The organism is Streptomyces sp., assembly GCF_031178505.1.
GTDB lineage: Bacteria > Actinomycetota > Actinomycetes > Streptomycetales > Streptomycetaceae > Streptomyces > Streptomyces gulbargensis.
In genome coordinates, this window is record NZ_JAPSIW010000102.1 from 1 (window position 1) to 13555 (window position 13555).

At 73.9% G+C, this 13555-nt stretch carries 12 protein-coding genes; 4 read left to right on the forward strand and 8 right to left on the reverse strand.

Annotated elements, in window-relative coordinates; all coding sequences use genetic code 11:
• The coding region (locus tag RIF68_RS10365; RefSeq protein ID WP_309050872.1) for a glycosyl hydrolase family 18 protein at positions 1-1097 on the forward strand (1097 nt) is incomplete at its 5' end.
• An 8-nt stretch (positions 1098-1105) separates the two neighbouring features.
• On the opposite strand, the gene RIF68_RS10370 is transcribed toward RIF68_RS10365, so the two are convergent.
• Together RIF68_RS10370 and RIF68_RS10375 are read right to left on the reverse strand one after the other, a co-directional pair.
• Positions 1106-1549, reverse strand: coding sequence for a hypothetical protein (locus RIF68_RS10370; RefSeq protein WP_309050873.1), 444 nt, complete (start codon positions 1547-1549; stop codon positions 1106-1108).
• 33 nt (positions 1550-1582) lie between these two features.
• On the reverse strand, positions 1583-2878 hold the full coding sequence (locus RIF68_RS10375; protein WP_309050874.1) for an Nramp family divalent metal transporter: 1296 nt from the start codon (positions 2876-2878) through the stop codon (positions 1583-1585).
• A gap of 223 nt (positions 2879-3101) precedes the next feature.
• Between RIF68_RS10375 and RIF68_RS10380 the strand changes: the two genes are divergently transcribed.
• Positions 3102-4481 (forward strand): M14 family metallopeptidase, encoded by a 1380-nt coding sequence (locus RIF68_RS10380; protein WP_309050875.1) that lies wholly within the window; start codon positions 3102-3104, stop codon positions 4479-4481.
• A gap of 91 nt (positions 4482-4572) precedes the next feature.
• On the opposite strand, the gene RIF68_RS10385 is transcribed toward RIF68_RS10380, so the two are convergent.
• The 4 genes from RIF68_RS10385 to RIF68_RS10400 form a co-directional block, all read right to left on the reverse strand.
• On the reverse strand, positions 4573-6018 hold the full coding sequence (locus RIF68_RS10385; RefSeq protein WP_309050876.1) for a gluconate:H+ symporter: 1446 nt from the start codon (positions 6016-6018) through the stop codon (positions 4573-4575).
• 245 nt (positions 6019-6263) lie between these two features.
• A complete protein-coding gene (locus RIF68_RS10390) occupies positions 6264-6674 on the reverse strand; it encodes a RidA family protein (RefSeq protein ID WP_309050877.1) in 411 nt (136 codons plus the stop codon).
• Complete coding sequence (locus tag RIF68_RS10395) at positions 6671-7420, reverse strand: IclR family transcriptional regulator (RefSeq protein WP_309050878.1); 750 nt, start codon at positions 7418-7420, stop codon at positions 6671-6673. Before RIF68_RS10395 ends, RIF68_RS10390 begins: the two co-directional genes overlap by 4 nt.
• Positions 7417-8445, reverse strand: coding sequence for a sugar kinase (locus RIF68_RS10400; RefSeq protein WP_375165095.1), 1029 nt, complete (start codon positions 8443-8445; stop codon positions 7417-7419). Before RIF68_RS10400 ends, RIF68_RS10395 begins: the two co-directional genes overlap by 4 nt.
• Before the next feature lie 216 nt (positions 8446-8661).
• On the opposite strand from RIF68_RS10400, the gene RIF68_RS10405 reads away from it, so the two are divergent.
• Both RIF68_RS10405 and RIF68_RS10410 read left to right on the forward strand, forming a co-directional pair.
• Positions 8662-9927, forward strand: coding sequence for an alanine racemase (locus RIF68_RS10405; RefSeq protein WP_309050880.1), 1266 nt, complete (start codon positions 8662-8664; stop codon positions 9925-9927).
• A gap of 10 nt (positions 9928-9937) precedes the next feature.
• The gene (locus RIF68_RS10410; protein ID WP_309050881.1) at positions 9938-11521 is read left to right on the forward strand and encodes a D-aminoacylase; all 1584 of its coding nucleotides are present in this window, start codon (positions 9938-9940) and stop codon (positions 11519-11521) included.
• Here RIF68_RS10410 and RIF68_RS10415 read toward each other — a convergent pair.
• Both RIF68_RS10415 and mptB read right to left on the reverse strand, forming a co-directional pair.
• Positions 11518-11952 (reverse strand): glutaredoxin domain-containing protein, encoded by a 435-nt coding sequence (locus RIF68_RS10415; protein WP_309050882.1) that lies wholly within the window; start codon positions 11950-11952, stop codon positions 11518-11520. The genes RIF68_RS10410 and RIF68_RS10415 overlap by 4 nt on opposite strands.
• A 10-nt stretch (positions 11953-11962) precedes the next feature.
• Positions 11963-13384 carry a polyprenol phosphomannose-dependent alpha 1,6 mannosyltransferase MptB gene (gene mptB, locus RIF68_RS10420; RefSeq protein WP_309050883.1) on the reverse strand — a complete coding sequence of 474 codons (1422 nt, stop codon included), beginning with the start codon at positions 13382-13384 and terminating at the stop codon, positions 11963-11965.
• Positions 13385-13555: the final 171 nt, after the last annotated feature.

Below are 13555 nucleotides of genomic sequence, written 5' to 3' on the forward strand. Positions count from 1 at the left end.
GGAGCCCGGTGACCGGGGCGACCGGTTACAAGGTCTACCGGGACGGCACCCTCGCGGCGACCGTCGGCGGCACGTCGGCCACGGTGACGGGGCTCGCCGCCGACACGGCGTACCAGTTCCAGGTGGCTGCGGCCAACACGGCGGGCGAGTCGGCGAAGTCGGCCGCCGTGACGGCCCGGACGGGCAAGGCGACCGACCCCGGCCCCGGCCCGGCCGTGCCGAAGCACGCGCTGACCGGCTACTGGCAGAACTTCGACAACGGCGCGACCGTGCAGAAGCTCCGGGACGTCCAGGCGCAGTACGACATCATCGCCGTGTCCTTCGCGGACTCGACCGCCACGCCCGGACAGATCGTCTTCAACCTCGACCCGGCCGTCGGCTACGCCTCGGTCGCCGACTTCAAGGCCGACATCGCCGCGAAGAAGGCGGCGGGCAAGTCGGTGATCATCTCGGTCGGAGGCGAGAAGGGGAACGTCACCATCAACAGTGACGCCTCCGCGACCGCCTTCGCGAACAGCGCGTACGCGCTCATGCAGGAGTACGGCTTCAACGGGGTCGACATCGACCTGGAGCACGGCATCAACTCCACCTACCTCGTGAAGGCGCTGCGGCAGCTCTCCGCCAAGGCGGGCCCGTCGATGGTCCTGACGATGGCGCCGCAGACGATCGACATGCAGAGCACCGGCACGGAGTACTTCAAGACGGCGCTCGCCGTGAAGGACATCCTGACCGTGGTCAACATGCAGTACTACAACAGCGGTTCGATGCTGGGCTGCGACGGCAAGGTGTACAGCCAGGGCTCGGTGGACTTCCTCACCGCGCTCGCCTGCATCCAGCTCAAGGGCGGTCTCGACCCCTCGCAGGTCGGTCTGGGCGTGCCCGCCTCGACCCGGGGCGCGGGCAGCGGCTACGTCTCCCCGCAGATCGTCAAGAACGCGCTCGACTGCCTCACCCGGGGCACGGGCTGCGGCACCTTCAAGCCGGACCGGACGTGGCCGGGGCTGCGCGGCGCGATGACCTGGTCGACGAACTGGGACGCGACGGCCGGCAACGCCTGGTCGAACGCGGTGGGCCCGCACGTCCACGCCCTGCCGTAGCGGCCGCCTCAGGCCCGGTGGGCCAGGTAGTGCCCGAGCACGGGGCCCAGCTCCGCCAGCCACTGGTGGAGCCGGGCCCTGCGCCGTGCGTCGATCCGGCACTCGTACAGCATGCCGCCGGGGTGGCGGACCGCCACCATGAGGATGTGGCCGTGCGGACCGGGGGCGGCGTGCACGGCCGCGACGCCAGCCCAGGGGAAGTCCACGGTGCGGCCGCCGACCTCCAGGGACACACCCGCCGGGTCCACGATCACGGAGTTGCGCCGGTCGTGCGCCACGAACTCCGGCCCGCCGGCCGCCGGCGCCCCGTACGGGACCGGGGCCGGCATCCCGTACGGCGCGGGAGCCGGGCCGCCGTACGGAACCTGAGGTGCCCCGTACGGGACCTGCGGCGGAGCCCCGTACGGCGCGGGCGGCGGTATCGGGGGGCCGAAGCCGGCGGGCGTCGTCATGTCCTCAGTATGGCGATCCGGCCGTCCCGGCGATCACCAGGGCAGCTCCCGCACCTGCTGCACGCACAGCACCACGAACAGCAGGCCGGCCGCGCCCAGGACGCCGTTGCTCAGCCAGCCGTTGCGCCATTCGCGGGGGGTGCGCGAGGAGTTGAGGAGCCAGACCAGGGTGAGGGCCAGGAACGGCATGAAGAAGGCCCCGATCACGCCGTACACGATCACCAGGCCGAAGGGCTGGTCCAGGAACAGCAGGCTCATCGGCGGGAAGGTCAGCCACAGCAGGTAGGCCCGGAAGGGCAGCGACTTCTCGCGGACGCCGGCGGCGACCTTCTCGCCCGTGGCCGCGCCACCCTCGCGGAAGCGGGACACGAAGTCGGCGAACATCAGGCTCACGCCGTGCCAGACGCCGATGAGGGAGGTGATGGAGGTGGCGAAGAAGCCGATGAGGAACAGCTTGGAGGTGACGGTGCCGTATCTGTCCTCCAGGACGTTGCCGAGGTCGAGGAGTCCCTTGTCGCCCTTGGCGAGCGCGACCCCGGAGGAGTGGAGCAGTTCGGCGCCGACGAACAGCATGGCGACGACGAAGACGCCGGTGGTGATGTAGGCGACGCGGTTGTCCAGGCGCATCACCTTCATCCACGAGGTGTCCGTCCAGCCCTTGGCGTTGACCCAGTAGCCGTACGCGGCCAGTGTGATGGTGCCGCCGACGCCGCCGATCAGGCCGAGCGTGTAGATCAGCGAGCCGCCCGGCAGGACGGGGACGAGCCCGGCCAGTGCCTCGCCGAGGTGCGGGGTGACCCGGACGGCCAGGTAGACGGTGATGACGAACATGACGCCGACGAGGAGGGTCATCACCTTCTCGAAGACGGCGTACCGGTTGAACCAGACGAAGACCAGGCCGCCCACGCCGCACAGGACGGCCCACCACTTGAGGTCCATGACGCCCGGGAAGAGGGCCTGGAGGGGCAGGGCGCTGGAGGACATGGCGGCGGCGCCGTACACGAAGCCCCAGACGGCGACGTAGACGGCGAAGTAGACGGTGGTCCACGGGCCGAGGCTGCGCCAGCCGTCGAAGAGGGTGCGGCCGGTGGCCAGGTGCCAGCGGCCGGCGGCCTCCGCGAGGGAGATCTTCACGAGGCAGCCGACGACGGCCGCCCAGAGGAGTGTGTAGCCGAATTTGCTGCCGGCGATGAGCGTGGCCACGAGGTCGCCGGCGCCGACGCCGGTCGCGGCCACGACGATGCCGGGTCCGATGTACCGCCAGCTCGCCTTGCGGAACCGGGGGCCGTCCGTGCCCTCGGTCCCCTCCCGCCGTGCGGTGTCCGTCATGGTTGCCCGCCCTTCGCTCGTCGTTGTGACGCATGTGACGTCAGGTCACCCAAGCGTGGCGTGGGGTGATCGGGCAAGGGGTCCGGCGCGGCGCGGCACGATCGGTCGCGTCCGGCCGGGACACCGGGGCGTGACCGGAACGGGTTATTGACGCGCTCATGCCACGCCTGGACGATGCAGGCACGGGGTCACCCGCCCCGCACCCCCCACGGCAGGAGTCGACATGCGCTCGCGCTCGCGTCCCCGCACCGGCACACCCACCCGCCCGCACGGCAGAAGGACCGCCACCCTCGCGGCCCTCGTGGCGCTCGCCCTGGCGGCGCCCCTCTCCGCCCTCTCGTCCCCGGCCGGCGCGGGCCCGGCCCCGACCGCCGCCTCCGGCACCTTCGAGGAGGTGATCCGGCAGTACGAGATCCACGGCCCGTCCACCCCCGCCGAGCGCACCGCGCTCGCCGCCTCCGGTGTCTCCGTCGACGAGGCCGACGACCACTCGGTCGTGGTCAGCGCCAACGCCGAACAGCTGCGCAAACTGCGGGCGCTGGGCCACGAGCCCGTCGCCCTCCCCGGCCCGCCGCAGCGCGGCACCGCCGCGCGGAGCGCCGCCGGACCGCTCGACTTCCCCTCCGCCGACGCGAAGTACCACAACTACGCGGAGATGAACGCGGAGATCGACCAGCGGCTGGCCGCCCACCCCTCCATCATGAGCAAGCGGGTCATCGGCAAGTCGTACCAGGGCCGCGACATCGTCGCGATCAAGATCAGCGACAACGTCGCCACCGACGAGAACGAGCCCGAGGTCCTCTTCACCCACCACCAGCACGCCCGTGAGCACCTCACCGTCGAGATGGCGCTCTACCTGCTGAGGGAGCTCGGCGCCGGGTACGGCACGGACAGCAGGATCACCAACGCCGTCAACGGCCGCGAGATCTGGATCGTCCCCGACCTCAACCCGGACGGCGGCGAGTACGACATCGCCTCCGGCTCGTACCGCAGCTGGCGCAAGAACCGCCAGCCGAACTCCGGCTCCACGTACATCGGTACGGACATGAACCGGAACTGGGACTACAAGTGGGGCTGCTGCGGCGGCTCCTCCACCTCCAAGAGCTCGGAGACCTACCGGGGCGCGGCCCCCGAGTCGGCCCCCGAGGTGAAGGTCGTCGCGGACTTCGTGCGCTCCCGGGTGATCGGCGGCAAGCAGCAGATCAGGGCGGGCATCGACTTCCACACGTACAGCGAGCTGGTGCTGTGGCCGTTCGGGTACACGACGGCGGACACGGCCCCCGGCATGACGCAGGACGACCGGAACGCCTTCGCGGCCGTCGGCGGCAAGATGGCGGCGAGCAACGGCTACACGGCCGAGCAGTCCAGCGACCTGTACATCACGGACGGTTCGATCGACGACTACCTGTGGGGCGCCCACAAGATCTTCGGCTACACCTTCGAGATGTACCCGGCCTCGTCCTGGGAGGGCGGCTTCTACCCGCCCGACGAGGTGATCGAGCGCGAGACCTCCCGCAACCGTGACGCGGTGCTCCAGCTCCTGGAGAACGCGGACTGCATGTACCGCTCGATCGGCAAGCAGGCGCAGTACTGCACGAGCTGACCGGCACGGTACGGCGCACGGGCGCCCCGGCCTCCTCGGCCGGGGCGCCTCCGTACGGCTGCGGCCGGGCGGCCCGGCACGGGCGGCGGGGTCAGACCAGCAGGCTGAGCAGGGCCGCCGCCGCGAACCCGGCGAGGGACAGCACCGACTCCAGGACCGTCCAGGACTTGAGGGTGTCCCGCTCCGAGATGCCGAAGTACTTCGAGACGATCCAGAAGCCGCCGTCGTTGACGTGCGAGGCGAAGATGGAACCGGCCGAGATCGCCATGATGACCAGGGCGAGGAAGGCCTGCGAGTGCCCGCCGCCCTCGACCAGCGGCAGGACGATGCCGGCCGTGGTGACGATGGCGACCGTGGCCGAGCCCTGGGCGACGCGCAGCACCAGGGAGATCAGGTAGGCGAGCACGATCACCGGCAGGCCGACGTCCCGGAAGGTGTCGGAGAGCGCCTGGGCGACCCCGCTGGCCTTGAGGACGGCGCCGAAGACACCGCCCGCGCCGACCACGAGCAGGATGTTGCCGACCGGCTTCAGGGACGAGGTGGACACCTGCTCCAGGGAGGCGCGGGACCAGCCGCGCCGGACGCCGAGCAGCCAGTACGCCAGGACCAGCGCGATCGTCAGGGCCACGAAGGGGTTGCCGAAGAACTCGACCACCGAGCGGAGCGTGGACGGGTCGAGGGCGACGGAGGAGAAGGTCGCGGCGAGGATCAGGACGAGCGGCGTGCCGATGACCAGGAGGACCGTGGAGAGTCCGACGGGGGCCTCGCCGGTCGCGCGGCGCTCGGCCGCCGCCTTCGCCCTGGCGTCCTCGGCGGCCTCCAGCATGTCCTGCGGGACCTCCACGAAGACGCGCTTGCCGATCCAGGCGGCGTAGCCCCAGGCGGCGAGGACGGCCGGGACACCGACCAGGACGCCCATGAGGACGACCCAGCCGAGTGAGACGTGCAGCAGACCGGCGGCGGCGACCGGGCCGGGGTGCGGCGGCAGGAACGCGTGGGTCATCGACAGGCCGGCCAGCAGCGGCATCGCGTACAGGAGGACCGACTTCCCGGACCGCTTGGCGGCGGCGTGGACGAGGGGCGCGAGGACGAAGATGCCGACGTCGAAGAAGACGGGGATGCCGAAGAGCAGGCCGGTGAGGCCCATGGCGAGCGGGGCGCGCCGCTCGCCGAAGAGGCCGAGGAGCCGGGAGGAGAGCACCTCGGCGCCGCCGGAGACCTCGAGTATCGCGCCGAGCATGGTGCCGAGGCCGATGATGATGGCGACATGGCCGAGGATGCCGCCCATGCCGCTCTCGACGACGGAGCCGACGGCGGACTTCTGGACGGTGCCGAAGAGTTCGGTGACGGAGAGCCCGGCGGCGAGGCCGACGGTGACGGAGACGGCGAGCAGCGCGACGAACGGCTGGAGCCGGATCCTGATGATGAGGAACAGCAGGAGCGCGATGCCGAGCGCGGCGACGGTCAGCAGGCCCGCGGTGCCGGGGACGAGGAGCAGCAGACCGCCGGTGTGGGGCGGCGGGGCGGTGGGAGGCATGGCAGGGGGACCTCGTTCAGGGTAGGGGGGAGCGCGGCACGGCGTCCGGGGGTCGGACGCCGTGCCGTGGAGCGGCGGGTGCGGGGGGATCAGTTCGGTCTCGGTTCGGTCGTCGGGCCCGGGGACGGGGCGGGGTCGCTGCCCGGGGTCAGCTCAGGACCGCGAGCGCGGCGATCTCGCCGGGGATCAGTTCGGCCTCGGTCCGGTCGTCGGGCCCGGTGGCGGGGCGGGGTCGCTGCCCGGGGTCAGCTCAGGACCGCGAGCGCGTCGATCTCGATGAGGAGGCCCTTGGGGAGGCCCACGTACACGGTGGTGCGGGCGGCGGCGGGCTCCTTGAGGCCCTGCTCCTCGAAGTACTGGTTGTAGATCTCGTTCATCTCGGCGAAGTGGTCCACGTCCGTGAGGTAGACGCGCATCATCATCACGTCGTCCCAGGTGGCGCCGCCCTCCTCCAGGATCGCCTTGACGTTGGCGAAGGTCTGGAGGGTCTGCTCGCGCAGGGTCGGGCCGGCCGGCGTCGGCGGCTGTCCCCCGACGGCGGGGAGGAAGCCGACCTGGCCGGCGACCTGGAGGATGTTGCCCTTGCGGACGCCGTGGGAGAACTTCGCGGGCGGGGTGGTGTGGGTGGCCGGGGTGAGGGCGGTCTTCTCGGTCATGTGCGGTCCTTGCCTGAGTAGTCGCGGCTGATGGCGTCGGCGGTGCGGCGCACCAGCGGGAGCAGGGTGAGGAGTTCCTCGGCCGTGACGACGACGTTGGGCGCCGAGACCGACATGGCGGCGGCGACCCGGCCGTCCGCGCCCCGCACGGGGGCGCCGACACAGTTGATGGACTCCTCGTGGCCGCCGAGGTCGGTGGCCCAGCCCTGTTCGCGTACGGTCGCCAGCTCCTTGAGGAAGGCGGCGGCGTCGGGGGTCGAACGGGGCGTGTACGGGGGGTAGTCGAGCTTGGCGGCGAGGGCGCGCCGCTCCGGCTCGGGCAGGTCGGCGAGGAGCAGCTTGGCCACGGCGGCGACGGTGATCGCGACGGGCTTGCCGATGCGCGAGTACATCCGGACCGGGTAGCGGCTCTCGACCTTGTCGATGTAGAGGACCTCGCCCTCCTCGTACACGGCGAGGTGCACGGTGTGCCCGATCTCCTCGTTGAGGGCGACGAGGTGGGGGTGGGCGATCTCGCGGATGTCGAGGTTCTCGACGGCTTCCTGCGCGAGGGCGAAGAGACGGGCGCCGAGGCGGTAGCGCTGGTCCTGCTGGCGGTAGACGAGGCCGTGCTCGTGGAGGGTGCGCAGGAGCCTGAGGGCGGTGGACTTGTGGACGCCGAGGCGCTCGGCGACCTGCCCGAGGTCGGCGGGGCCCTGCGCGAGCAGCGGCAGGATGCTGAGCGCGCGGTCGACGGTCTGGCTCATGGCGTACGTACCTCCTGGTCCTCCCCCGTCCAGCCGGGGCCGAGGTGAAGTGTCCCCCAGGCGGTCTCGTCGAGTGCGGCGAGCCGGTCGGCGCGCTCGCGGCGGGGAGGTGCGGCGAGGTCGCCGGGCACGGTGAGGGCGGCAGCGGCCATGAGGTGTCCGTGCCGCAGCCGGGCGGTGAGCCCGAGCCCCCGCAGTCCGGCGGAAAGGAATCCGGCGGCGAAGGCGTCCCCGGCGCCGACGTGCGCGACCACGTCGACGCGGGGCGCGGGGACGGTGACGACGGTGTCGGGGCGCGGGTCGCGGCCGGCGGGCGGCAGGAGGCCCGTCGCGGGGCCGGGACGCTCCTCCCGCGCGTACGCCACCGCGTCCCGGGCCCCGCGCTTGACGACCAGGACGGACGGTTCGGGGAGGGCCGCGCGGAGGGCGGCGGGATCGCCGAGGCCCCAGAGGGTCTCGGCCTCGTCGGCGCCGACGAGCACGAGGTCGGCGCCCCGGGCGAGTTCGCGCAGGACGGCGGGGGCCGAGCCGTCGCGCCAGAGCCCGGGGCGGTGGTTGACGTCGAAGGAGACGAGGGGCCGCCCGGGGCGCGGCGCGGTGAGCGCCCGCATGAGGGCGAGGCAGTCCGCGGAGAGGGCGGCGGTGATGCCGGAGAGGTGCAGGACGCGCCCCCGGTCGGTGAAGCGGTGCGGCACGGTCGAGGGCGACATCGCGGAGGCGGCGGAGCCGGCCCGGTAGTAGACGACCTCGTGCCCCTCCTCGGCCCGGTCGCCGGCCGTGCGGAAGTAGACGCCGGTCGGCCGGTGGGGGTCGCGCCGGACGGCGGTGACGTCGACGCCGTGGGCGGTGAGGGTCTCGACGAGGTGGTCTCCGAAGCCGTCGTGCCCGACCCGCCCGACCCACGCGGCCCGGTGGCCGGCCGCGGCGAGGGCGCAGGCGACGTTGGACTCGGCCCCGCCGATGGCGCGGGTGAAGGAGGGGACGTCGGCGAGGCGGCCCGGGCGGCCGGGCAGGAAGGTGACCATGGACTCGCCGAGGCAGACGACGTCGGCGCCGGGGAGTCCGGGCCCGGCGGTCTCGTCCACGGGCGGGTTCGCGGTCACTCTCGCTCCTGGTGGTCGTGCGGCCCCGGGGGGCGGCGGCGGCCGGATCCATTGACCGGCCGTTGGCCCGGATGTTAGACAGCGGTAAGCGATATGCGCAATGGGTGTTGCAGTATGTGCAACACAGGAGGAGGAGTCATGCCCGACCTGGCGAGCGAGCGCGTCGACCACCGATTCAAGGGGCTGCCCCCGGACGCCGAGGGCCTCACCGTCGGCGAGCTGGCGGCGCAGCGCCGCGACCTCTTCACCGGCGGCTTCACCACCCCCGTCCTCGCGCTCTCCGCCGAGTCCGTCGAGCACAACCTCCGCCTCCTGAAGGAGTACGCGGAGCGCCACGGTCTGGCCTTCGCCCCGCACGGCAAGACCTCCATGGCCCCGCGGCTGTTCGAGCGCCAGCTGGAGCACGGCGCCTGGGGCATCACCGCCGCCGTCCCCCACCAGGCCCGCGTCTACCGCGCCCACGGCATCGCGCGGATCTTCCTCGCCAACGAGCTGGTCGACGCCGCCGCCCTGCGCTGGCTCGCCGCCGAGCTGGACGCCGACCCCGGCTTCCGCTTCGTCTGCTACGTCGACTCGGTGCGCGGCGCCGAGCTGATGGACGAGGCCCTGCGGGCGGCCGGGGCGTCCCGCCCCGTGGACGTCGTGGTCGAGCTGGGCGCGGGCGAGGGGGCCCGCACCGGAGTGCGTACGGAGGCGGAGTGCGCGGCCGTGGCCGACGCGGTCGCGACGGCCGGCACGCTGCGTCTCGTGGGGGTCGCCGGGTACGAGGGCGAGGTGCCTGCGGCCGACCCGGAGCGGGTCCGCGCCTGGCTGCGCCGGCTGACCGCGCTGGCCGCCGACTTCGACAAGGCGGGCCGCTTCGACCCGTCCGCGGGCGAGATCGTGGTGAGCGCGGGCGGCAGCGCCTGGTTCGACACGGTCGCGGAGGTCTTCGCCGAGATCCCGGACCTCTCGCTGCCGGTCCTGAAGCTGCTGCGCTCCGGCGCGTACGTCTCGCACGACGACGGCCACTACCGCACGCTCACCCCCTTCAACCGGGTCCCGGCGGAAGGCGCGCTGCGGCCGGCGTTCCGCCTCTGGTCGCAGGTCGTCTCCCGGCCCACGCCCGAGCAGGCCTTCACCAACGCGGGGAAGCGGGACGCGGCGTACGACCTCCACCTGCCCGAGGCGCAGGTGGTCCGGGACGCCCGCACCGGCGCGGTCCGCCCGGCCGAGGGCATCGAGGTGACGGGCCTGTCGGACCAGCACGCCTGGCTGCGCACCGCCCCGGGGGCGGACCTGGAGGTCGGGGACTGGGTGGGGATGGGCCTGTCCCACCCCTGCACCTCCTTCGACAAGTGGCAGCTCATCCCGCTGGTCGAGGCGGACGGCACGGTCGTCGACTACCTCCGCACGTTCTTCTAGGGGGCCCGCGATGGATCTCGTCATCCGCGACGCCGAGGTGATCGACGGCAGCGGCGGCCCGTCCTACCGGGCCGACGTGGCGATCGACCGCGGCCGGATCGCCGCCGTCGTGCGGGAGGGCGCGGCGGCCGGCTGCCAGCGCCCCACCGGCCGCCGCGTCCTCGACGCCGAAGGCCTCGCCCTCTCCCCCGGCTTCATCGACATGCACGCCCACAGCGACCTCGCGCTGCTGCGCGACCCGGACCACAGCGCGAAGGCCGCGCAGGGCGTGACCCTGGAGGTGCTGGGCCAGGACGGGCTGTCGTACGCCCCCGCCGACGACCGCACCCTGGCGGAGGTCCGCCGGGCGATCACGGGCTGGAACGGCGACGGCTCCGACCTGGACCTCGACTGGCGGACGGTCGGGGAGTACCTGGACCGGCTCGACCGGGGCATCGCCGTCAACGCCGCCTACCTCGTCCCGCAGGGCACGGTCCGGATGTACGCCATGGGCTGGGAGGACCGACCGGCGACGGAGGCCGATCTGGACCGGATGCGGCAGCTGGTCGCCGAGGGTCTGGAGCAGGGCGCGGTCGGCATGTCCTCCGGGCTCACCTACACCCCCGGCATGTACGCCCCCGACGCCGAGCTCACCGAGCTGTGCCGGGTGGTGGCGCGGTACGGCGGCTACTACTGCCCGCACCACCGCTCGTACGGGGCGGGGGCACTGCGCGCGTACGAGGAGATGGTGGCGCTCACCCGGGAGGCGGGCTGCGCGCTCCACCTGGCCCACGCCACCATGAACTTCGGGGTCAACAAGGGCCGGGCCCCGGAGCTGCTCGCCCTCCTGGACCGGGCGCTGGACGACGGCTCCGACATCAGCCTCGACACGTATCCGTACACGCCCGGCTGCACGACCCTGCTCGCGCTGCTGCCGTCCTGGGCGCAGGAGGGCGGCCCCGAGGCGGTCCTCGCCCGGCTGGCCGACGCGGGGACGGCGGAGCGCATCCGGTACGACCTGGAGGTGACGGGGTCGGACGGCTGCCACGGGGTGCCTGTGGAGTGGGACACCATCGAGATCTCGGGGGTGTCGGAGCCGGGGCTCGGGGCGTACGTGGGGCGGCGCGTCGACGGCTGGGACACCGCCCGCCGGCTCCTGACGGCCGACCGGCTGGGGACGACGATCCTCCAGCACGTGGGCCACGAGGAGAACGTGCGGGCGATCATGCGGCACCGGGTCCACACCGGCGGCTCGGACGGCATCCTGCAGGGCGCGAAGCCGCACCCGCGCGCGTACGGCACGTTCCCCGAGTACCTCGGCCGGTACGTGCGCGACCTCGGCGTGCTCACCCTGGAGGAGTGCGTCGCCCATCTGACCTCCCGCCCGGCGGCCCGGCTGCGGCTGCCGGACCGGGGCCGGGTGAAGGAGGGGTACGTGGCGGACCTGGTCCTCTTCGACCCGGCGACGGTCGCGGCGGGCTCCACCTACGCGAACCCGCGCGCCCTGCCGGTGGGCATCCCGCACGTCCTGATCGACGGCCGCTTCGTCATCGAGGACGGCCGCCGGACGGACGTCCTCGCGGGCCGCGCGATCCGCCGTACGCCGGTGTCCTAGGCGGTGAGCCGGCTCCGGACCCAGGCCGGGTCGGGGTTGACGTGGGCCCGGCCGGCCACGACGACCGTCGGGACGGTCTCGTCGCCGCCGGCGGCCTCGCGCACCGCGGCCGCCGCCTCCGGGTCGCGCCAGATGTCGACCCAGTGCGCGCGGCGGGCGCGGAAGCCGAGCCGCGTGCGCAGGCGCAGGCAGTACGCGCAGCCCGGCCGCCAGTAGACGATCGGGCGCCCGTCGGCCTCGGCGAGGCGGCGGGCCTCCGCCGCGCCGGTCGACCGCGGGAAGACCAGCGGCGAGACGGCCGCCGCGAGCAGGGCGAAGATCAGCAGCGAGGCGAGGGCGCCGCCGGGGCCGCCCTGCGCGGCCCGGACCGCCGTGAGGGCGCCACCGAGGGCGAACACCAGGAGCGGCAGGGTCCAGCGACGTCGCGTCATGGCCCGGAGGCTACCGCCCCGCGTCCACCGGGCTCGCGCCCTCCGCCGCGTCCCGGGTGGACGGCCACGGGTCGCGCCGGAGCCACAGGAGGCCGAGCGCCAGGACGAGCCCGGCCGCGACGAAGCCGTACCAGGGGGTGCGGCCGTCCGGCTGGGTCTCGTACACGAGCGCCGCCGAGAGGACGGCGAGCACCTGCCCGGCCCGGCCGCGCCAGGCGGCGGCCGCGACGACGGCCGTCCCCCACAGCAGGTACCAGGGCTGCACCATCGGCGAGAGCGCGACGAGGGCGACGAGCGCGAGCCCGAGGCCGAGGACCGGATCGGTACGGCCCCGGTGGGCGCGCCACGCCAGGACGGCGATCACCGCCACGGCGGCGAGCAGCCCCGCCTGCTGCACGGCGGTCTTGACCGGCCCCGGGTCGTCGGCGACCAGCGTCCCGAGGGCCAGGCCGAGGTCGCTGGTGAGCGAGAGCGGGGTGTGGATCGCGCCGGCGACGGACTGCGTGCCCAGCCAGCCGAAGCCGGTGCCGGCGAGGAGGCTCGCCCCGGCCGCGACGGCCCCGGCGATCGCCCCGGGCAGCAGGAGCCCCTTCGCGAGGCCCCGGGCCCCGCCTCCGGCCCGGCGGGCGACGAGCACCCCGACGAAGAGGAGGGCGACGGCGGCCGGGGACTTCACCATCACGGCGCAGCCGACGAGGACGCTGCCCCACACCCACCGGCCGCGCACGGCGAGCAGGACACCGGCCAGCATGAGTCCGGCCATCAGGCCGTCGTTGTGGACGCCGCCGACGACGTGGACGAGGACGAGCGGATTGAGCACGGCCAGCCACAGGGCCCCGTCCGCGTGGTCGAGGCCGCGCACGGCCCACGCGAGGAGGGCGACCGCAGCCACCGCGCCCAGCCGGAACAGCAGCACGGCCGGCACGACGGCGCCGCCGGTCAGCCGCACGACCGCCTCGGCGACCAGCAGGAAGACCGGGCCGTACGGGGCGGGGGTGTCGGTCCAGTTGCCGCCGACGCTCGCCGCCGCGTCCGCGCCGAGATCCCCCGGCCGGAGGACGGAGGGCCCGGCGCCGTACACGTCGTGGCCTTCCAGGACCATGGCGCCCTGGGCGATGTAGCTGTAGACGTCGGCGCTGTGCAGGGGCGGGGCGACGAGCAGCGGCGCGGCCCAGCAGGCCAGGGTCACCAGGGCCCCGTCCCGCGCCCCGCGCGTGCGGAGGACGCCGTACCGCCACCAGGCGAGGACGAGCAGGGTGAGCCCGAGGGCGCAGAGCACCGCCCCGAAGGTTCCGGCCCCGCCGCCGCGCGGCGCCCACAGGTCTCCGCCGCCGCGCACGGGCAGCGCGCCCGCCGCGTATCCGCCGACCGTGACGCCGAGGGACCCGGCCGCACCCAGCCACCGGCACCCGGCGGCACTCAAAGCCCACATGACGGGCCAACCTACCCGCCGCCCGGCCCCGGGCCCGCGCCCGTCGCCGGGGCGGGGCCCCGCCGGCCCCGTGCGCAGCGCCGCGTCCGGTCACCGGGGGCGCTTCGTCAAGCCCCTCCCCCGGCCGGGGTGACCGGGTCCGTCCGTGGACTCCGGGTCCGCCGTCCCCGC

Excerpts from the sequence above, each read along its gene's own strand:
- RIF68_RS10370 (WP_309050873.1), bottom strand. The coding sequence starts at position 1,549 with ATGACGACGCCCGCCGGCTTCGGCCCCCCGATACCGCCGCCCGCGCCG.
- RIF68_RS10375 (WP_309050874.1), bottom strand. The coding sequence starts at position 2,878 with ATGACGGACACCGCACGGCGGGAGGGGACCGAGGGCACGGACGGCCCC.
- RIF68_RS10380 (WP_309050875.1), top strand. The coding sequence starts at position 3,102 with ATGCGCTCGCGCTCGCGTCCCCGCACCGGCACACCCACCCGCCCGCAC.
- RIF68_RS10385 (WP_309050876.1), bottom strand. The coding sequence starts at position 6,018 with ATGCCTCCCACCGCCCCGCCGCCCCACACCGGCGGTCTGCTGCTCCTC.
- RIF68_RS10390 (WP_309050877.1), bottom strand. The coding sequence starts at position 6,674 with ATGACCGAGAAGACCGCCCTCACCCCGGCCACCCACACCACCCCGCCC.
- RIF68_RS10395 (WP_309050878.1), bottom strand. The coding sequence starts at position 7,420 with ATGAGCCAGACCGTCGACCGCGCGCTCAGCATCCTGCCGCTGCTCGCG.
- RIF68_RS10400 (WP_375165095.1), bottom strand. The coding sequence starts at position 8,445 with ATGGTCACCTTCCTGCCCGGCCGCCCGGGCCGCCTCGCCGACGTCCCC.
- RIF68_RS10405 (WP_309050880.1), top strand. The coding sequence starts at position 8,662 with ATGCCCGACCTGGCGAGCGAGCGCGTCGACCACCGATTCAAGGGGCTG.
- RIF68_RS10410 (WP_309050881.1), top strand. The coding sequence starts at position 9,938 with ATGGATCTCGTCATCCGCGACGCCGAGGTGATCGACGGCAGCGGCGGC.
- RIF68_RS10415 (WP_309050882.1), bottom strand. The coding sequence starts at position 11,952 with ATGACGCGACGTCGCTGGACCCTGCCGCTCCTGGTGTTCGCCCTCGGT.
- mptB (WP_309050883.1), bottom strand. The coding sequence starts at position 13,384 with ATGTGGGCTTTGAGTGCCGCCGGGTGCCGGTGGCTGGGTGCGGCCGGG.